General features: G+C 66.4%; 16 protein-coding genes. 8 read left to right on the top strand and 8 right to left on the bottom strand.

Annotation, left to right across the window (positions count from 1 at the left end; genetic code table 11):
* Positions 1-26 precede the first annotated feature (26 nt).
* Positions 27-1025 carry a Bug family tripartite tricarboxylate transporter substrate binding protein gene (locus tag RPPS3_RS15955; RefSeq protein WP_107344962.1) on the bottom strand — a complete coding sequence of 333 codons (999 nt, stop codon included), beginning with the start codon at positions 1023-1025 and terminating at the stop codon, positions 27-29.
* Between the two features lie 143 nt (positions 1026-1168).
* On the opposite strand from RPPS3_RS15955, the gene RPPS3_RS15950 reads away from it, so the two are divergent.
* From RPPS3_RS15950 to RPPS3_RS15925, 6 genes are all read left to right on the top strand, one after another.
* On the top strand, positions 1169-1753 hold the full coding sequence (locus RPPS3_RS15950) for an NnrU family protein (RefSeq protein WP_107344961.1): 585 nt from the start codon (positions 1169-1171) through the stop codon (positions 1751-1753).
* 2 nt (positions 1754-1755) lie between these two features.
* Complete coding sequence (panB, locus tag RPPS3_RS15945; RefSeq protein WP_107344960.1) at positions 1756-2580, top strand: 3-methyl-2-oxobutanoate hydroxymethyltransferase; 825 nt, start codon at positions 1756-1758, stop codon at positions 2578-2580.
* Between the two features lie 163 nt (positions 2581-2743).
* Positions 2744-3400 (top strand): tetratricopeptide repeat protein, encoded by a 657-nt coding sequence (locus tag RPPS3_RS15940; protein ID WP_107344959.1) that lies wholly within the window; start codon positions 2744-2746, stop codon positions 3398-3400.
* Positions 3401-3445: 45 nt separating this feature from the next.
* Positions 3446-3997 carry a hypothetical protein gene (locus RPPS3_RS15935; RefSeq protein ID WP_107344958.1) on the top strand — a complete coding sequence of 184 codons (552 nt, stop codon included), beginning with the start codon at positions 3446-3448 and terminating at the stop codon, positions 3995-3997.
* Positions 3998-4069: 72 nt separating this feature from the next.
* The gene (gene der / locus RPPS3_RS15930; protein WP_107344957.1) at positions 4070-5449 is read left to right on the top strand and encodes a ribosome biogenesis GTPase Der; all 1380 of its coding nucleotides are present in this window, start codon (positions 4070-4072) and stop codon (positions 5447-5449) included.
* Positions 5446-6732, top strand: coding sequence for a TCR/Tet family MFS transporter (locus RPPS3_RS15925; protein ID WP_107344956.1), 1287 nt, complete (start codon positions 5446-5448; stop codon positions 6730-6732). The genes der and RPPS3_RS15925 overlap by 4 nt, the downstream gene beginning before the upstream one ends.
* Before the next feature lie 20 nt (positions 6733-6752).
* Here the strand turns inward: RPPS3_RS15925 and RPPS3_RS15920 are convergent, their stop codons facing one another.
* From RPPS3_RS15920 to radA, 5 genes are all read right to left on the bottom strand, one after another.
* The gene (locus RPPS3_RS15920; protein ID WP_107344955.1) at positions 6753-7979 is read right to left on the bottom strand and encodes an ABC transporter substrate-binding protein; all 1227 of its coding nucleotides are present in this window, start codon (positions 7977-7979) and stop codon (positions 6753-6755) included.
* A gap of 82 nt (positions 7980-8061) precedes the next feature.
* On the bottom strand, positions 8062-8805 hold the full coding sequence (locus tag RPPS3_RS15915; protein WP_011158637.1) for an SDR family NAD(P)-dependent oxidoreductase: 744 nt from the start codon (positions 8803-8805) through the stop codon (positions 8062-8064).
* 129 nt (positions 8806-8934) lie between these two features.
* Positions 8935-10464: an amidophosphoribosyltransferase gene (gene purF / locus RPPS3_RS15910; protein ID WP_107344954.1), complete on the bottom strand. Its 1530-nt coding sequence runs from the start codon at positions 10462-10464 to the stop codon at positions 8935-8937.
* A 23-nt stretch (positions 10465-10487) separates the two neighbouring features.
* A complete protein-coding gene (locus RPPS3_RS15905) occupies positions 10488-11123 on the bottom strand; it encodes a CvpA family protein (RefSeq protein ID WP_011158635.1) in 636 nt (211 codons plus the stop codon).
* A gap of 213 nt (positions 11124-11336) precedes the next feature.
* Positions 11337-12794 carry a DNA repair protein RadA gene (gene radA / locus RPPS3_RS15900; RefSeq protein ID WP_107344953.1) on the bottom strand — a complete coding sequence of 486 codons (1458 nt, stop codon included), beginning with the start codon at positions 12792-12794 and terminating at the stop codon, positions 11337-11339.
* A 204-nt stretch (positions 12795-12998) separates the two neighbouring features.
* Between radA and RPPS3_RS15895 the strand changes: the two genes are divergently transcribed.
* Together RPPS3_RS15895 and RPPS3_RS15890 are read left to right on the top strand one after the other, a co-directional pair.
* Complete coding sequence (locus RPPS3_RS15895) at positions 12999-14636, top strand: hypothetical protein (protein ID WP_107346637.1); 1638 nt, start codon at positions 12999-13001, stop codon at positions 14634-14636.
* Positions 14633-14890, top strand: a complete 258-nt coding sequence (locus RPPS3_RS15890) for a hypothetical protein (protein WP_107344952.1) — start codon at positions 14633-14635, stop codon at positions 14888-14890. Before RPPS3_RS15895 ends, RPPS3_RS15890 begins: the two co-directional genes overlap by 4 nt.
* 127 nt (positions 14891-15017) lie before the next feature.
* Here RPPS3_RS15890 and alr read toward each other — a convergent pair whose 3' ends face one another.
* On the bottom strand, positions 15018-16259 hold the full coding sequence (alr, locus tag RPPS3_RS15885) for an alanine racemase (RefSeq protein WP_107344951.1): 1242 nt from the start codon (positions 16257-16259) through the stop codon (positions 15018-15020).
* Between the two features lie 67 nt (positions 16260-16326).
* Entirely contained in the window at positions 16327-17823 is a 1497-nt protein-coding gene (locus RPPS3_RS15880; RefSeq protein WP_107344950.1) for a replicative DNA helicase, read from the bottom strand.
* Between the last annotated feature and the right edge of the window lie 342 nt (positions 17824-18165).

Genomic DNA, 18165 nt, shown 5'->3' with positions numbered 1-18165 from the left:
GGCGGTGCGTCAGCCGCCGCCGGATCTTATTGCACCTTGATGCCTGCCGCGCGGATCACGTCCGCCCAGCTCCGCTTCTCGTCGGTGATCTTCTGGCGCAGCGCCTCGGGCGTCGAGGCCTCGGGCATCATCATCTGCGTTTTCAGCTTCGTAATGACGGCCGGATCGGCGAGCGCCACTTCGACCGCGCCGTGGATCGCCGCGATCAGTTCGGGTGAGGTGCCGGCCGGCGCGATCAGCGCGTTCCAGGCGTCTGACTGCACGTCGATGCCGCTCTCCTTCAGCGTCGGCACGTCGGGCAGAAACGGGGAGCGCTCCGGCGTGGTCACCGCCAGGATCTTCACAGTTCCCGCCCCCTGCTGCGGCGCGACCGAGATCGCCGGCAGGCATGCAGCCTGGACGTCGCCGCGCATCAGCGCAGTCATCGCGTTCGGCGAGCCGGCGTAGGGGATGTGCACCATCGCGGCGCCGGCCTTCTGCGCGATCGCTTCCATGCATAGCTGCGACAGCGAGCCGGCGCCGATCGACGCGTAGGCGAAGCCGCTTTTGTCGCTTTTCACCTTGGCGAGAAACTCAGCGACGCTGCCGATGCCTGCGGTCGCCGGCACGGCGAGCACGCTCGGCATCCGTGTCAGCAGCGTCACCGGTGCAAGGTCGCGCTCCGGATCGTAGGGTAGCTTCGGAAACAGCAGCGTGTTGATGGCGAGCGGTCCGGGGATCGAGATGCCGAGCGTGGCGCCATCCGGGGCCGCCTTGGCCACCGCATCGGTGCCGATATTGCCCGAGGCGCCGGGCTTGTTTTCGATCACGAAGGTGGAGCCCGGGTGCTGCGTATGAAGCTGGTCGGCAAGCACCCGGCCGACAAGATCTGGCGTCGATCCCGCGGCAAACGGCACTACAATCCGCACGGTCTTCGGCGGCCACGCGGTCGGCTGCGCCGCGGCCGCGCTGCTGACTGCGCACGCCGCGATGCCGAGCATCGCGAGCGTCGGCGGCAGGGTCCGGCGGAGGAGGTGTCCCAGCATTTGCATCGGTCCCGTAAAGAATGATACCCGGATTTCGCCCGCATGGCGCCGCGCTGCGGCAGGCCGTGCGACGGCGCGGACCATAGGTGGAATTGGCCGGTGCGCAAACCGCCGCATGCGCCGGCCGAGACAGGAGTGACGCGATGGGACTTGCGTTGATGATCGTCGGCCTGGTGCTGTTCATCGGCACCCATGTCGTCACCACCCAGCGCGATCTGCGCAGCCGCCTGATCGGGATCGGCGGCGAGGCGGTCTACAAGCTCGCCTATGCGGTGGTGGCGCTCAGCGGCCTGGCTCTGATCGCTTACGGTTTCGGATCCTATCGCGCGCACGGCTGGATCGACGTCTGGTATCCGCCGCATTGGACCAAGCATCTCACCGCGCTCTTGATGCTGCCGATGGCGATCCTGCTGGCTGCGGCGTATTCGCGCGGCCGTATCTACGCGGCGGTGAAGCATCCGATGCTGACTGCGGTGAAGCTGTGGGCGGTCGGCCACCTGATCGCGAACGGTGATCTCGGCTCGATCATCCTGTTCGGTTCGTTGCTCGCTTGGGCGGTGTTTGACCGTATTTCGCTGAAGCGGCGCAGCGACGCCGGCGGTCCGCCGATCCCGGTCGGCGGCGTCAAGAACGACGTCATCGCCATCGTGGCCGGCGTCGTGCTGTATCTGGCGCTCGCCTTCGTCTTCCATCCCTACGTTATCGGCGTGTCCGTGTTCGGAGCCTAAGCATGTCTGTTCAATCGACGATCCGGCGGAAGACCGCTCCCGACATCCGCGCGCGCAAGGGCGGTGATCCGATCGTGATGCTGACCTCGTATCACGCACACACCGCCTCGCTGGTCGATCGTTACTGCGACGCCATTCTGGTCGGGGACTCGCTCGGCAACGTGATGCACGGCTTCGAGACCACCGTTCCGGTGACGCTCGAGATGATGATCCTGCAGGGCCATGCGGTGATGCGCGGTTCGCAGCACGCGCTGGTCGTGGTCGACATGCCGTTCGGTTCGTATGAAGCGTCGAAGGAGCAGGCCTTCCACTCTGCTGCGCGGATTCTCAAGGAGACGCACTGCGGCGCCGTGAAGCTCGAAGGCGGCGTGCGGATGGCGGAGACGATCAGGTTCCTCACCGAGCGCGGCATTCCGGTGATGGGCCACATTGGTCTGACGCCGCAGTCGATCAACACGCTGGGCTCGTTCCGCGCACAGGGCCGCGAGGAGGGCAGCTGGGCGCCGATCGAGGCCGACGCAAAGGCGGTCGCCGAGGCCGGCGCGTTCTCGGTGGTGGTGGAAGCTGTCGCCGAGCCGCTCGGTCGCAAGATCACCGAGATGATTTCGATCCCGACCATCGGCATCGGCGCCAGCGCCGCCTGCGATGGTCAGGTCTTGGTGCTCGAAGACATGCTCGGCCTGTCGCCGAAGCCGCCGAAATTCGTCAAGCGCTATGGCGACCTCGGCCCCGGCATCGAGGCGGCGATCAAGGGCTATGCCGAGGAGGTCCGTTCGCGGGCGTTCCCCGGGCCTGAGCATGTTTATGGGATGAAGTCGAAGGCGTGAGGCGATCGCCAGGGCGTGCGCGCCGGTCGAGGTATCCCCTTGATCCGGCTCGCTTTGCCTTGCCAGCGCCATAACGCTAGGGTATCGCCCGCGCGGCGGCGAGGGATGGGCTAGCGGCGGCCCTGTTGGGCTGTTGCGCTGTCGGGACAGGAAGAATCTCCAAGTGTCTGAATTATTTAACGAAGTCGACGAGGAGCTGCGTCGCGAGCGGCTCAAGAGGCTGTGGGACAAGTACTCGATCGTTATCGTCGGCGGGGCGCTCCTGATCGTGGTCGGGGTCGGCGCCTGGCGCGGCTATGAATATTACGAGGCCAAGAAGGCGGCTGAAGCCGGCGCGGCGTTCGTCGCCGCTGCGGACCTTGCCGAGCAGAACAAGCACACCGAGGCGGAGGCTGCGTTCGACAAGATCGCGGCGTCGGCGCCTGCCGGCTATCGCACGCTGGCGCGGCTGCGGGCCGCGGCCGAGATCGGCGCGCGAGATCCGCAAGCCGCGGTGAAGCGCTACGACGAGATCGCAGCCGATCGCAGCCTCGCGGCACCGTTCCGTGAACTCGCCAGCATCCGCGCCGCCAACCTGGTGCTGGAGACCGCGAGCTACAACGATCTGGTGCAGCGCCTCGAGCCGGTGGCGTCCGGCAACGGAGCCTTCCGTCATACCGCGCGCGAACTGCTGGCGCTGGCGGCGTGGCGGGCCAACAACGTGGCGGCGACCCGGCAGTGGATCGACAAGATCACCACCGACGCCGAAACCCCCGGCAGCCTGCGCAGCCGGTCCGATGTGCTGCAGGCGCTGCTGCCGCCCACCGCGACCAAGAGCTGACGTCGTTCGAGCGACCGCGACACCAAAGATTGTGAGAGATAATCCATGCGCCTGTCGCACCGCCTGATTCCACTCGCCGTGCTGGTCGCGCTGTCCAGCGCTCTGGCCGGCTGTGGCAGCATGAGCAGCTTCGATCCGACCGACATGTTCGACTTCCTGGATCAGAAGAAGAAGCTCGCCGGCGATCGGAAGCCGGTGTTTCCGGAAGGCGTGCCGGGCCTCGAGCAGGGCGTGCCGAAGAGCCTGTACAAAGACGAGGTCGAGCAGCAGCAGCGCCAGCAGGCCGCCGCCGAGGCCGCGCCAGCGCCGGTTGAAGAGAAGCCGAAGTCCACCGCTCGTTCCAAGAGCCGGCACAATTCCTCGGCGCGCCGCCCGGCCGCGCCGGCCGCTGAGGCCGCCGCCGAACCGGCCGCCGAGGAAGAGGGCGGCGCCGCCGCCGTGCCGCCGGCGCCGAAGCCGGCCAAGCAGTCGCGTCGCCGCGTCACCACCCCGCCGGCCGACGATCAGTCCTCCGCGCCGGCGCCGGCGCAGTCGCAATCCTCCGGAACAGCTCCTTCCTTCCCGGCGCCGCTGCCGAGCGGCAGCTTCCAGCGCTAATTCAGGCTCCGGCCTCGAAGGTCTGACCCGAGCGACATTGACAGGCCGCCGCTTCTCGGCGACGGATCAGCCATGTCTTTCACCCTCGCAATTATCGGCCGGCCCAACGTCGGCAAATCGACGCTGTTCAATCGCCTCGTCGGCCAAAAGCTGGCGCTGGTCGACGACGCGCCCGGCGTGACCCGTGACCGCCGTGAAGGCGAAGGCCGGCTCGGCGATCTCAGCTTCACGCTGATCGACACCGCCGGCCTCGACGAGGGGCCGAAGGGCTCGCTCACCGCCCGGATGCAGGAGCAGACCGAGACCGCGATCGAGCTTGCCGATGCGCTGCTGTTTGTGATCGACGCCCGCGCCGGTCTGACCCCGAACGACCGCGCCTTTGCCGACTTCGCCCGCCGCGCCAACAAGCCGGTGGTGCTGGTCGCCAACAAGAGCGAAGGCAAGCACGGCGAGGTCGGCGCGATGGAGTCCTACGCGCTCGGCCTCGGCGACCCGGTGCAGATCTCCGCCGAGCACGGCGAGGGCCTGGGCGAACTCTACGACGCACTGCGTCCGTTGCTGCCGGAGCCGGTCGAGGACGAGGAGGACGACGAACTCGCCGACCAGAGCGAAGAGGCGATCGCGACGCGGCCGATCCGGGTGGCGATCGTCGGCCGTCCCAACGCCGGCAAGTCGACCTTCATCAACCGGCTGCTCGGCGAGGAGCGGCTGCTGACCAGCCCCGAAGCCGGCACCACCCGCGACTCGATCGCCGTCGAGGTTGAATGGAAGGGCCGCGACTTCCGCGTGTTCGATACTGCCGGGCTGCGCCGCCGCTCGCGGATCGAAGAGAAGCTGGAGAAGCTGTCGGTTGCGGATGCGCTGCGCGCGGTGCGGTTTGCCGAAGTCGTGGTGCTGATGATGGATGCGCAGCACCGCTTCGAGGAGCAGGACCTGCGGATCGCCGACCTCGTCGAGCGCGAGGGCAGGGCCCTGGTGATCGCCGTCAACAAGTGGGACCTGATCGAGCGCCAGGGCGGCCAGATCGCGCAGCTTCGCGCCGATGCCGACCACTGGCTGCCGCAGATCAAGGGCGTGCCGATCGTCGCGACCTCCGGCATGCTGGGCGAGGGCGTCGACCGCCTGATGCAGGCGATCCAGGATGCCTATGCGGTGTGGAACAGGCGTGTGCCGACCGCGGCGCTGAACCGCTGGTTCGAGCAGGCGACTTCGCAGAACCCGCCGCCGGCGGTCTCGGGCCGCCGCCTGAAGCTGAACTACGTCACCCAGACCAAGGCGCGGCCGCCGAGCTTCGTGGTGTTCTGTTCGCGCGCTGATGCGGTGCCGGAATCGTATTTGCGCTATCTCGTGAACAGTCTGCGCGGCGCGTTTGAACTGCCCGGCACGCCGGTGCGGATCACGCTGCGCGAGAAGGCCAATCCGTTCGCGCACAAGCGTAAACGCAAGTCATGACCGAGGAAGCCTCAGCGCAGCAGCCGCCGGTGCCCGGCATGACCGGGCCGCGCCGCGCCGCCGTCGGCTTCATCTTCATCACCATCGCGCTCGACATGCTCAGCGTCGGCATGATCCTGCCGATCCTGCCGAAGCTGATCGAGAGCTTCTCCAACGACAACACCGCGGATGCGGCGCGGATCTACGGTCTGTTCGGCACCGCCTGGGCGCTGATGCAGTTGTTCGCTTCGCCGATCCTTGGCGGGCTGTCGGATCGCTTCGGCCGGCGGCCGGTGATCCTGCTGTCGAATGTCGGGCTCGGCCTCGATTATATCCTGATGGCGCTGGCGCCGTCGCTGTGGTGGTTGTTCGTTGGCCGGGTACTTTCGGGCATCACCTCGGCGAGCATCTCTACCTCGTTCGCCTACATCGCCGACGTGACGCCCGCGGAGAAACGTGCGGCGGTGTTCGGCATGGTCGGTGCCGCGTTCGGGCTCGGCTTCACCTTCGGCCCGGCGATCGGTGGTCTGCTCGGTGGCGTCGATCCGCGGCTGCCGTTCTGGGTGGCGGCGGGGCTGAGCCTGGCGAATGCGCTGTACGGGCTGTTCGTGCTGCCGGAGTCGTTGCCGCGCGATCGGCGCTCGCCGTTCCGCTGGAAGTCCGCCAATCCGATCGGGGCGGTGCGGCTGCTGAGTTCGAACGCGCGGCTGGCTGCGCTCGCCGTCGTCGAGTTCTGTGCCGAGGTGGCGCACGTCGCGCTACCGGCAACCTTCGTGCTCTACACCGGCTATCGCTACGGCTGGGATCAGACCACGATCGGGCTGGCGTTGGCGTTCGTCGGCGTCTGCACCACCATCGTGCAAGGCGGTCTGGTCGGCCCCGCGGTGAAGCTGCTCGGCGAGCGCAATGCGCAGATCATCGGCTATGGCGGCGGCGCGCTCGGCTTTCTGATCTATGCGCTGGCGCCGAGTGGGACGCTGTTCTGGATCGGCATTCCGGTGATGACGCTATGGGGCATCGCCGGGCCGGCAACCTCGGGGATGATGACCCGGCTGGTCTCGCCGTCGCAGCAGGGCCAGTTGCAGGGCGCCACTACCAGCGTCAAGAGCGTCGCCGAACTGATCGGCCCGTTCGTGTTCACGATGATCTTCGCGTATTTCATCGATGGCGGCGCACCGCTGCATCTGCCAGGCGCGCCGTTCCTGGTCGCCGGTGCGCTGCTGGTGGTGTCGGTGGTGATCGTGGCCCTCGCATCGCCCGCGCCCGACAGCAAACAGGCGCCGCAAGCGGCGCCTGAAAGCTGAACGGACGATGGATCGTCGGCTTACTTCTTGACCAGCGGGCACTCGCTGTCCGCCAGCGGACGCGCAGCGTCTTCGGCGGAGATGTCGGCGACCTTCTTGTAGTAGTCCCACGGGCCCTTGGATTCGGCCGGTGACTTCACTTCGAACAGGAACGCCGGCACCATGCGGCGGCCGTCGGCGCGGATCACCGATTTGCCGAACGGCAGATCGTCCGCCGGGATTTCCTTCATCTTGGCGACGACCTTGGCGCCGTCATGCGGGTTGCCGCCCATCGCTTCCAGCGTCTTCAGATAGTGCAGCACCGCGGCATACACGCCGGCCTGAGTCATCGACGGCTTGGCGTTGTTCTTGGCCTGCTTCTGGAAGCGGTCCGCGAACGCACGGGTGTTGTCGTTGAGGTCCCAATAGTAGGACTCGGTGAAGGTCAGGCCTTGCGCCGTCTTCAGCCCGAGCGAGTGCACGTCGTTGATGAACAGCAGCAGCGCGGCCAGCTTCTGACCACCCGCGGTGATGCCGAACTCTGCGGCCTGCTTGATCGAGTTGGTAGTGTCGCCGCCGGCATTGGCGAGGCCGATCACCTTGGCCTTCGACGCCTGCGCCTGCAGCAGGAACGACGAGAAGTCCGGGGTGTTCAGCGGATGCTTGACGCTGCCGACCACCTTGCCGCCATTGGCCTTGATGACCGCAGTGGTGTCGCGCTCGAGCGCGGCGCCGAACGCGTAGTCGGCGGTGAGGAAGAACCAGGTATCACCGCCGGCCTTGGTCAGGGCCTGACCCGTGCCGTGCGCCAGCATGTAGGTGTCGTAAGTCATCGAGATGGTATTGGCGTTGCACGCCTTACCGGTCAGGTCGGCGCTGGCGCCGCCCGAGTTCATCAGGATGCTGTTCTTCTCTTTGACCAGATTGCTGATCGCGAGCGCGACGCCCGAGTTCGGCGTGTCGGTGATCAGGTCGACCTTGTCGACATCGATCCACTGCCGCGCCAGGTTGACGCCGACGTCAGGTTTGTTCTGGTGATCGCCGGAGACCAGTTCGATCTTCCAGCCCTTCGCTTCGAGCCCTGAATCAGCGATCGCCATCTTGGCGGCCACCACTGAGTTCGGGCCGCCGATGTCGGCGTACAGGCTCGACATGTCGTTAAGTACGCCGATCTTGGCGGTTTTGTCGCCGGACTGGGCCGACGCCGGCAGGATCAACGCCGCACTCACCAACGCAGCAGCGATGGCGTGCGAGAACACTCCTCTCATCACTTCCCCCTTTGTATGGATAGCTGATTGACTGCGGATGTTTCCCCGCTTGTAGTCAGTCAATCGCGCTGCCGGGCCGAAGTCAATCGGCCTGGGGGTCTTTCAGGGTGCGAGAGGGGCCGTCGAACAGCTTGCCGGTTTCGGTAAAGGACGGCAGGCACAGCGGTAGCAACAGCTCCGCGGCCTGGTCCGGCGTCGGCAGAGTTTCCGGGTCTTCGCCCGGCATTACGCTGGCGCGCAGCTTGGTCCGGGTCGGACCGGGATCGAACAGGTTGATGCGGATCGGCGTGGTGTTGACCACTTCCTTGGCCCACACCTGAACCAGCGTTTCCAGGGCGGCCTTCGATGCCGCATACGGGCCGCGGTAGCCCGGCGCCTTGCCACCGGCGCGCGAGGTCAGGAACACGGCACGGCCGGCATCGGAGGCTCGCAGCAGCGGTTCCATGCAGCGCACGAGCTGGAAGTTCACATTCAGGTTGATGCCGATGACGTCGAGCCACGGCTTCAACTCGATATGGCCGAGCGGCGAAGACGGGCCGCCGATGCCGGCATTGCCGACCAGGACGTCGAGCTTGCCGTGGCGTTCGTAGATCGTGCCGCCGAGGCGGCCGATCGCCTGATAGTCGGTGAGATCGAGCGGGACCAGCGTCAGCGGATGACCGCCATCCTTACGCACTTCGTCGTCGAGCTCTTCGAGACCGCCCTGGGTGCGAGCGACGGCGATGACATGCGCGCCGGCCTTGGCGAGCGCCTTGGCGGTGGCGTAGCCGATGCCGCGCGAGGCGCCGGTGACGAGAGCGATGCGGGAGGCGAGAGGTTGGGTCATGACAGGTCCGGCTCAAGATATATCGCGCATTGTCATACGCGGACCGGACCCGAGTATCCATCCTCTAAAAGAGGTATCGTGGGCGTCGTCACCGGCGTGGCCGATGACGACGTCAAGGCCGCGGCCTGATCAGCTCGCCTCGGCCAGCAGCGACAATTGCCGCGGCGCCGACTCGGTCTGATTGAGATCGGTGAGGCCGGTCGGATAGTCACCGGTAAAGCAGTGGTCGGTGAACTTCGGCAACGCCGGATCGCGGCCCGGTTCGCCCATCGCGCGATAGATGCCATCGACCGACAGGAACGCCAGCGTGTCGGCGCCGATCAGGTCGCGCATCTCTTCGAGCGAATGCGTTGCGGCCAGCAGGCCGGCGCGATCCGGGGTGTCGATGCCGTAATAGTCCGGGTGGGTGATCGGCGGTGAGGCGATGCGGAAGTGCACCTCGCGGGCGCCGGCATCGCGCATCATCTTCACGATCTTCTTCGACGTGGTGCCGCGGACGAGGCTGTCGTCGATCAGCACGATCCGCTTGCCTTCGATCGCGGCGCGGTTGGCCGAGTGCTTCATCCGGACGCCGAGTTCGCGAACGCTCTGGGTCGGCTGAATGAAGGTGCGGCCGACATAGTGGTTACGGATGATGCCGAGCTCGAACGGCACGCCGGATTGCCGCGAATAACCGATCGCTGCCGGCACGCCGGAATCCGGCACCGGAACGATGACGTCCGACTCGACGTGGCTCTCAAGTGCCAGCTGGGCGCCGAACGCCTTGCGAACGTCGTACACCGAACGGCCGCCGACGATGGAGTCCGGACGGGCGAAGTAGATGTACTCGAAGATGCAGGGGCGGGGCGGCTGCGGCGGGAACGGCTTGTGGCTGGTAACGCCGTGGCGGTCGAACACAATCACTTCGCCGGGCTCGACGTCGCGGACGTAATGCGCGCCGATGATGTCGAGCGCACAGGTCTCCGACGCCAGGATCGGGCAGCCGTCGAGTTCGCCGAGCACCAGCGGACGGATGCCGAGCGGATCGCGGGCGCCGACCAGTTTCTTGTTGGTCAGCGACACCAGCGAATAGGCGCCTTCCAGCGCGCGCAGCGACTCGATGAAGCGCTCGATGAAGCGGGTCTTCTTGGAGTGTGCGACGAGATGCAGGATCACTTCGGTGTCGGTGGTCGACTGCATGATCGCGCCGCTGCGGATCAGCTCACGGCGCAAGGTGAGACCGTTGGTGAGGTTGCCGTTGTGGCCGACCGCGAAGCCGCCGGCGTTGAGCTCGGCGAACAGCGGCTGGACGTTGCGCAGGATGGTTTCGCCGGTGGTCGAATAGCGGACGTGGCCGATCGCCGAATTGCCCGGCAGCCGCGCGATCACGTCGGCGCGGGAGAAGGTGTCACCGACCAGACCGAGGCGACGCTCGGAATGAAACCGGCCGTTGTCGAACGACACGATGCCGGCGGCTTCCTGGCCGCGGTGCTGCAGGGCGTGCAGGCCGAGCGCGGTTATCGCGGCGGCATCGGGGTGCCCGAAAATGCCGAACACGCCGCACTCTTCGCGCAGCGTGTCACCGTCAGTATCGAAAACGGTATCGTCGAGAATGTGTTGGTCGCGAGCGTCCGAAGCGGGCGTTGCGGCGTCGTCGGAAGAGCTGGGCATCGCGTCCATCGCGCCTCTCATGTGGGACACGCTCAGCGCGTGGCCGGTTTGCCCTCTATCAGCTTTTTCAGGCCGTCACGGGCAGGTTTGCTATAGCCGTCATTGGCACCGGGAGCAGCCGAATCCTCGGTCTGCTGCTGGTCTTCTTCCGGCTTGTTCTTCTTGAACCGTTTCAAGATGGTATTTTCAGGGTCGTCCGGCAAGAGCGTCATCAGCCAATCACCGGTTCCTTGCAGAACCGTGCGCGACTTCGCGTTGGTGACCCACTCGGGACGCTGCTTGTCCGGCACCAGCCAGTTGAAGAACAGATACGCCACCACCACGATCAGCAGACCGCGGGCGAGACCGAACAGGAAGCCGAGGGTGCGATCGAGCGCGCCAATGCGCGAATCCAGGATCATGTCCGAGATCCGCACCGTGATGATCGACACGATGATCAGGGTGCCGAGGAAGACGCCGGCGATCACCACCACGGCGGCGACCGTCTCGGACGAGAAATAGGTCCGCGCCGTCGGCATCAGCTTCTGGAATGCGTACAGCGTCACCAGCGCGGCGGCGCCCCAGGCCGCGATCGACAGCACTTCGCGCATGAAGCCGCGCACCATCGCGAGCAGCCCCGACACCAACATCACCGCGAGAACAACGAGATCAAGGATGGTAATCGGCATCGGCAGGTCAGGTCCGCTCGGTCAGCACAACGGCGAATCGGCGTGCACGGGGTCGGCACAGGTGACGGTGGTATGGCACGCGGCGCAAGGCGAGAAAACCACCCCCGTCCGCCTCGCCACAGCAATGTTCCGCTGGGTTAAAGCTTGGTGGCCGGATACGTTCAGCTTGCGCGGGCGTTGTATAGCGGCGTGCTCCCGAAACGTCACGCCGCTTCAACCCTCCTGGCGCCGGAATCGCGCCGGTGTTGCATTTGAGGCAGCTTTCGTCCGCGGCGCACCATCGTCGTCGCCCCGCCGTGTGCCGCGAGCGGCGATGTCCGCCACCAGGCTGGAGAGGCCGCCGACGGATTGCAGCGTCAGCCCCGCATCGCTCGGCGCTTCGCCGCGGGTCTGTTCCGGCAGCACGGCGCGGGCAAAGCCGAGTTTGGCTGCCTCTTTCAGCCGCGCCGGTGTCTGTGCCACCGGGCGCACCGCGCCGGACAGCGAAATCTCGCCGAAATACACCGCATCGGTCGGCAACGGCGCGTTCGCCAGCGACGACACCAGCGCCGCGGCGGCGGCCAGGTCGGCGGCGGGCTCGTTGATGCGCAGGCCGCCGGCAACGTTGAAATAGACGTCGTAGCCACTCAGCTTGACGCCGCAATGCGCCTCGAGCACCGCCAGCACCATCGACAGCCGTGCCGAATCCCATCCGACCACCGCGCGCCGCGGCGTGCCGAGCGTCGAGGGAGCCACCAGTGCCTGTAATTCCACCAGCACCGGCCGGGTGCCTTCGATGCCGGCAAACACCGCGGTGCCCGGCGAGCCGAGGTCCCGCTCGGACAGAAATAGCTCCGATGGGTTGCTGACTTCGCGCAGGCCCAAGCCGGTCATTTCGAACACGCCGATCTCGTCGGTCGGGCCGAAGCGATTCTTGACCGAGCGCAGGATGCGGAACTGCTGCGAGCCTTCGCCTTCGAACGACAGCACGGCGTCGACCATGTGTTCGACCACGCGGGGGCCGGCGATCTGCCCGTCCTTGGTGACGTGGCCGACCAGGATGATCGCCGCGCCGGTTTTCTTGGCGAAGCGGATCAGCGCCTGCGCCGAGGCGCGGACCTGGGTCACCGTGCCGGGTGCGGACTCGACGGTGTCGGTCCACATCGTCTGGATCGAGTCGATCACGATCAGCTTCGGCGTCGCGCCTTCCGACAGCGTTGCGATGATGTCCTCGACGGAGGTCTCGGCCGCGAGCTCGACCGGGGCTGAGGCGAGCCCGAGCCGTTCGGCGCGCAGCCGCACCTGGGCGATCGCTTCTTCGCCGGAGATGTAAACGGTGCGGTGACCGGCCTTGGCCATCAGGCTGGTCGCCTGCGTCAGCAGCGTCGATTTGCCGATGCCCGGATCGCCGCCGACCAGCAGCACCGAGCCGCGCACGAAGCCGCCGCCGGTGACACGGTCGAGCTCAGCCATGCCGGAGGGCAGGCGAGGGGCGTCGTTGCTCTTGCCGGCGAGCGATTCCAGCTTGAACGTCCGGCCACGCCGCTTGGCGCGGATCGACACCGGCACCGCGTTATCACCGGCTTCCTCGACCAGCGTATTCCACTCGCCGCAAGCCTCGCATTTGCCCTGCCAGCGATTGAACGCCGCGCCGCAGTTCTGACAGACGAAGGAAGAGGAAGCTTTGGCCATGACGTCCACGTGGATGGGAAGAAAGCGCCCGACACGCGACGGCCCGGCAGTTGCCGAGTATGTTCGCTTTTTGTTCCAGATGCAAGTCGCCGCGACCGATTGAAGGCGATCGCCAGCCACCTTTCACAGGTTGCATTGACCTGGTGCTAACCCGCGGCCGCGATGATCCGCCGCGAACAGAGACGGGGCGAGGGACTGCGCGTGATGATCAAGGCTGCCGATGCCGCGCCGGGCGGCGGACCGACGCTTGGCTGGTGGGCCGCGGCGGCTGCGCTTCTCGTGGTGCTGCTGGTGCCGTTGCTGATGGTCGATGTGCCGCCGGTGCTCGACTATCCCAATCATCTGGCGCGCTACTTCGTGCTGGCGCATCCGGACGATCCATTCCTGTCGCAGGTGTACGCGCCGCATTGGCGGATCCTGCCCAATCTCGGCATGGACGTGATCGGCGCAGCGCTGCTGAAAGTGTCGAGCGTTCACGTCGGCGGCCGCATCCTGCTGGCGCTCAGCCTGCTGATGCCGGTGATCGGCGCCATCGTGTATCACCGCGTGGTGTTCGGCCGGTTCTCGTATTGGTCGCTCGCTTCCGGCGTCGTTGCCTACAATGCGGTGTTCTTTCTCGGCTTCATGAACTTCCTGCTGTCGCTCGGCCTGGCGCTGATCGGCGCGGCCGCCTGGATCGCGCTGCGCCGGCGTAACCGCAACGTGGCGGCCGTGCTGATCGGCGCTGCCTTCGCTGCTTTGACGTTCTTCTCGCACATCTTCGGCGTGGCGCTGTTCGCGCTTCTGATCGGCAGCGAAGAGATGGCGCGGATCGTGCGCGCCCGGCGGGATGGCGCGCCGGCGTTCCGCGAGATGGTTGTCTCGGCACTGCTGCTGGCGCTCGCGCTCGCTCCCGCGGTTGCGCTGTATCTGGCGAGTCCGCTCTCCGAAGCCGGCGCCGGCGTCGGGCCATGGCGCGGCCTCGCCAAGCTGTGGGACCTGTTTGCGCCGGTGATGACGACCAGTGAAGTCGTGACGATGCTGAGCGTCGCTGCGTTGTTGATCACGCTGGGGCTGGCGATCCGCGGCGCTCGGCTGGCGCCGGCGTTGCCGCTGACTCTGCTGGTGCTGGCGGCGGGATTTGTCATCGTGCCGGCGATGTACAAAGGCGGCAGCTTTCTCGACATTCGCCTCGCGGTGATGGCGGCCGTGCTGCTGTTCGCCGGCATGCTGCCACAGCTCTCGCCGCGTCGCGCCGCGGTGGTGGCGGCGCTGGTGATCGCATTGATTGCCGGGCGCTCGGCCTATGTGGCGCAGGACTGGTACGACCATCGCCGCGATCTCGCCGAGCTGCGCGCTGCGATCGCCCATGTCGAGCCTGGCGAGCGGGTGCTGATTGCCCGCGGCCGCGAGGTCGATATCATTGCCTCGGCTCAGGCCGGGCGCGCGCTGGCCCGCTACTTTCCGCTCGACAACCACGTCGGCGCGCTGCTGACGATCGAGCGGCGCGCGTTCTGGCCGCTGATGTTCGCCGACGCCACGCAGCAGCCGCTGGTGGTGAAGCCGGCCTTCGCCTCCTATGCGGCGCCGCTGTGCGAGCCGGTGGAGCTGGCGCTATTGATGGAGACGGCGTCGCTGCAGGTCGGGCAGGCGGGGCACCGCTGCAAGACGTATCTCGCCGACTGGCCACACCGCTTCGATGCGGTGCTGATGCTGGAGCCGCCCGTCACGGCGCCGTCGCCGGAGCTGTCGCCGGTCTATCGAGGCAATTATGTCGCGTTGTATCGCGTAACGCCGCCGAAGGCCGAGCCGGGTTCCGCTGGCCGCGTTCATGCCGGTGAGGTAAGCTCGCCGGTGCAATGACCCCGCGTCGTCACGATAGCAATTACGAGCGCCGCAAGTGGCGTCAGGTCGCCGGCCATTTCGGCATGGGCGCAGCGTTCGGCGCGCTGTTCGCCGGCCTCGTGCTGTTCAACAATTACTTCGGTCTGTCGAGCGTGATCGCCACCAGCGAGGCGCCGACTTTGGTGCGGATCATCTTTGTGGTGGGCGTCGCCGGATCATTCGCCTTCATGGCGGCGATCACCGGCTTTCTGTTTCTGGTCCACGAGGATTGAAAAGTTAAGCGAGGCCGATCCGTCATTGCGAGCGAAGCGAAGCAATCCAGCGCAGTGCACTGGGCTGGATTGCTTCGTCGCTTCGCTCCTCGCAATGACGGGGAGAGTTTGTAATTGAAACGCGGCCTCAGCTCGCAGGAGCCACCGGCTCGACCGCTGCCGGTTCGGTCGCCGGCTTGGCGTCGCCGCCTTTGTAGATCCGGGTGTAGCGCCGGCCGAGGCTGGTGAGCACCTCGTAGCCGATCGTGCCGAAATGATGGCCGAGTTCGTCGACGGTGATGCCGTCGCCGATCAGGGTCGCCATCATGCCGCGGCGTGCGGCGTTGGCGGGCAGGTCGGTGACGTCGACCGCGAGCAGGTCCATCGAGATCCGGCCGGCGATCGGGCAGCGCTGGCCGGCGATGATCACATCGGCGCCGCGGGTGCCGTCGCTCGAGCCGGCGGCACGGAAGTAACCGTCCGCATAGCCCGCCGACACCACCGCGATCTTGCTCGGGCGCCGTGCGCTCCAGGTCGCGCCGTAGCCGACGGTGTCGCCGCGCTCGACGCTGCGGACCTGGACGATCCGCGCTTTCAGATCGACCACCGGCTGCATCGGATTGTCGGCTTCCGGCGTGGGATTGATGCCGTACAGCGCCGCGCCGGGGCGGACTAGATCGAACGCGAACTGCGGCCCCCGGAAGATACCCGACGACGCCGACAGCGACGCCGGCACGCCGGCGAATTGACCGGCGATCTCGCGAAATGCCGCGGCCTGCTTGGCGTTGAGCTGATGGTTGACGAGATCGGCGCAGGCGAGGTGGCTGATCACCAGCGTGATGCCATGGTCACCGGCGATGATGCGCGGCACGATGCCTTGCGCCTCGACGACGGTCAGGCCGAGCCGGCTCATGCCGGTGTCGATGTGGAGCGCCGCACCGCCTCGCCAGCCGGTGCGGCGGCAGAACACGTCCCATTCGGCGAGTTCGTACAGATCACCGATTACGGGCTGGCAGTTCAGCTTGGCGAATTCGTCGCCGGAGTTCGGGAAGAACCCGTCGAGCACGTACAGCGTCGCCTCGGGGGCGGCTTCGCGCACGATGCGGGCTTCGCTGAGCGTGGCGACAAAGAAGGTCTTGCAGCCGGCCGCGAGCAGCGCCTTGGTGACGGGACCGGCGCCGCAGCCATAGGCGTCACCTTTGACGACGCCGGCGCATTCGGAGGGGATGGCGGTCTTCTCGAGCTTGCGCCAGTTCGCGACCAGCGCGTCGAGATCGACGGTGAGAATGCCGGTTGCTGCCGCGTTGGCCGCGGCGAACTCAGCAGCTTTGCCCGCCTCCGGCGTCAACAACTCGGCGACGGTGGCGTTCGGATCGGGAAGGATATGCATGGCGCACCTTATGCGTTGCCTGCAGCGCGTTCAACGGCGGCCGGCGCGGCTCAGATCCGCTTCGGCATCAAATCCGTTCGGGCAGATGGCTGTCGTCGGTGAGATCGCTGAAGCGGGTGAACTGACCTTCGAACTGCAGATCGACGGTGCCGGTCGGACCGTGGCGCTGCTTGGCGATGATCACTTCGGCCTTGCCGTGCACCAGCTCCATGTCGGTCGCCCACTTCTCGTGCTCGGGCGTACCCGGCCGCGGCTCCTTGTTCTGCAGATAGTATTCCTCGCGGAACACGAAGATCACGACGTCGGCATCCTGTTCGATCGAACCGGATTCACGCAAGTCGGAGAGCTGCGGCCGCTTGTCGTCGCGGGATTCAACCTGACGCGAGAGCTGCGACAGCGCGATGACGGGGACGTTCAATTCCTTCGCCAGCGCCTTCAGGCTGGTGGTGATTTCGGTGACTTCCTGGACGCGGTTGTCGCCCTTCTTGCTGGAGCCCTGCAGCAGCTGGATGTAGTCGACCACGATCATGTCGAGGCCCTTTTGCCGCTTCAGGCGGCGGGCGCGGGCGGTGAGCTGGGCGATCGACAGACCGCCGGTTTCGTCGACGAAGAGCGGCAGCGACTGCAATTCGATCGAGACGTCGCGGAGCTTGTCGAAGTCGGCTTCCGAGATGCCGCCGCGGCGGATCTTGCTCGACGCGATCTCGGCCTGCTCGGCGAGAATACGGGTGGCGAGCTGTTCGGCCGACATTTCGCAACTGAAGAAGCCGACGATGCCGCCATTGACGGTCTTGGTCGAGCCGTCCGGCTGCACTTCGCCGCGATAGGCCTTGGCGACGTTGTAGGCGATGTTGGTGGCGAGTGCGGTCTTGCCCATGCCGGGACGGCCGGCGAGCACGATCAAGTCGGAGTGCTGCAGACCGCCCATCCGGGTGTCTAGGTCGCGCAGTCCGGTGGAGATACCCGACAGTTTTCCGTCGCGCTGGAACGCCTTCGCCGCCATGTCGACGGCGGTGGTCAGCGCCTGGGAGAATTTCTGGAAGCCGCCGTCATAGCGGCCGGATTCCGCCAGTTCGTACAGCCGGCGCTCGGCGTCTTCGATCTGGTTCTTCGGCGCGAAGTCGACCGGCGCGTCGAAGGCGACGTTGACCATGTCGGTGCCGATGCCGATCAGATCGCGGCGCAGCGACAGCTCGTAGATCGTCCGCCCGTAGTCCTGGGCGTTGATGATCGTGGTGGCTTCGGCGGCGAGGCGGGCCAGGTATTGCGCGACCGTCAGGCCGCCGAGATCGAGATCGGCCGCCAGGAACGTTTTCAGCGTGACCGGCGTCGCGATCTTGCCGGCGCGGATGATGCTGGCAGCGGTCTCGAAGATGGTCTGGTGGATCGGCTCGAAGAAGTGCTTCGGCTCGAGGAAGTCCGACACCCGGTAGAACGCGTCATTGTTGACCAGGATCGCGCCCAGCAGGGCCTGTTCGGCCTCGATGTTGTGCGGCGCGGTCCGGAAAGCCGGCGCGCCGGGTTCCGGCGCGAGCTTCAGAACGTTCGAATCAGATGCGGCCATAGCTCTCGAATATCGGGTCGAATTTGTCGTATGCGGGGCGCGACTAAAGCGCCGATTTGCTCGGGAGCGAAAGCCGCAATCGCGCGTTATGCACCAGCGCGACAAGAATGTGGATGACCGCAACAGCCGCCATCACACGTGCTTGACGCGTTCCGGCGTGACCTCCGGCGGCATTGAACCTCTAGCGGCGGTCGGACGACAGTTCAAAATGGACGGTCGAGACAGATCGATCCGCTCCAGTCGGGGATTCGTAAGAATTTTCGGCGATGATAGCGGCAAGACGCGATCACCGAGGCTCCCTGACGGGATGCACTCGAACAAGGTGACGCGGTACAGGGCAAG

The sequence above is a fragment of the Rhodopseudomonas palustris genome (assembly GCF_003031265.1).
In the GTDB taxonomy this organism is placed as follows: domain Bacteria; phylum Pseudomonadota; class Alphaproteobacteria; order Rhizobiales; family Xanthobacteraceae; genus Rhodopseudomonas; species Rhodopseudomonas palustris_H.
This window is presented reverse-complemented; position numbering and strand designations above follow the sequence as displayed.

Coding starts and splice junctions, on each gene's coding strand:
- RPPS3_RS15955 (WP_107344962.1), bottom strand. CDS start 1,025: ATGCTGGGACACCTCCTCCGCCGGACCCTGCCGCCGACGCTCGCGATG.
- RPPS3_RS15950 (WP_107344961.1), top strand. CDS start 1,169: ATGGGACTTGCGTTGATGATCGTCGGCCTGGTGCTGTTCATCGGCACC.
- panB (WP_107344960.1), top strand. CDS start 1,756: ATGTCTGTTCAATCGACGATCCGGCGGAAGACCGCTCCCGACATCCGC.
- RPPS3_RS15935 (WP_107344958.1), top strand. CDS start 3,446: ATGCGCCTGTCGCACCGCCTGATTCCACTCGCCGTGCTGGTCGCGCTG.
- der (WP_107344957.1), top strand. CDS start 4,070: ATGTCTTTCACCCTCGCAATTATCGGCCGGCCCAACGTCGGCAAATCG.
- RPPS3_RS15925 (WP_107344956.1), top strand. CDS start 5,446: ATGACCGAGGAAGCCTCAGCGCAGCAGCCGCCGGTGCCCGGCATGACC.
- RPPS3_RS15920 (WP_107344955.1), bottom strand. CDS start 7,979: ATGAGAGGAGTGTTCTCGCACGCCATCGCTGCTGCGTTGGTGAGTGCG.
- RPPS3_RS15915 (WP_011158637.1), bottom strand. CDS start 8,805: ATGACCCAACCTCTCGCCTCCCGCATCGCTCTCGTCACCGGCGCCTCG.
- purF (WP_107344954.1), bottom strand. CDS start 10,464: ATGGACGCGATGCCCAGCTCTTCCGACGACGCCGCAACGCCCGCTTCG.
- RPPS3_RS15905 (WP_011158635.1), bottom strand. CDS start 11,123: ATGCCGATTACCATCCTTGATCTCGTTGTTCTCGCGGTGATGTTGGTG.
- radA (WP_107344953.1), bottom strand. CDS start 12,794: ATGGCCAAAGCTTCCTCTTCCTTCGTCTGTCAGAACTGCGGCGCGGCG.
- RPPS3_RS15895 (WP_107346637.1), top strand. CDS start 12,999: ATGATCAAGGCTGCCGATGCCGCGCCGGGCGGCGGACCGACGCTTGGC.
- RPPS3_RS15890 (WP_107344952.1), top strand. CDS start 14,633: ATGACCCCGCGTCGTCACGATAGCAATTACGAGCGCCGCAAGTGGCGT.
- alr (WP_107344951.1), bottom strand. CDS start 16,259: ATGCATATCCTTCCCGATCCGAACGCCACCGTCGCCGAGTTGTTGACG.
- RPPS3_RS15880 (WP_107344950.1), bottom strand. CDS start 17,823: ATGGCCGCATCTGATTCGAACGTTCTGAAGCTCGCGCCGGAACCCGGC.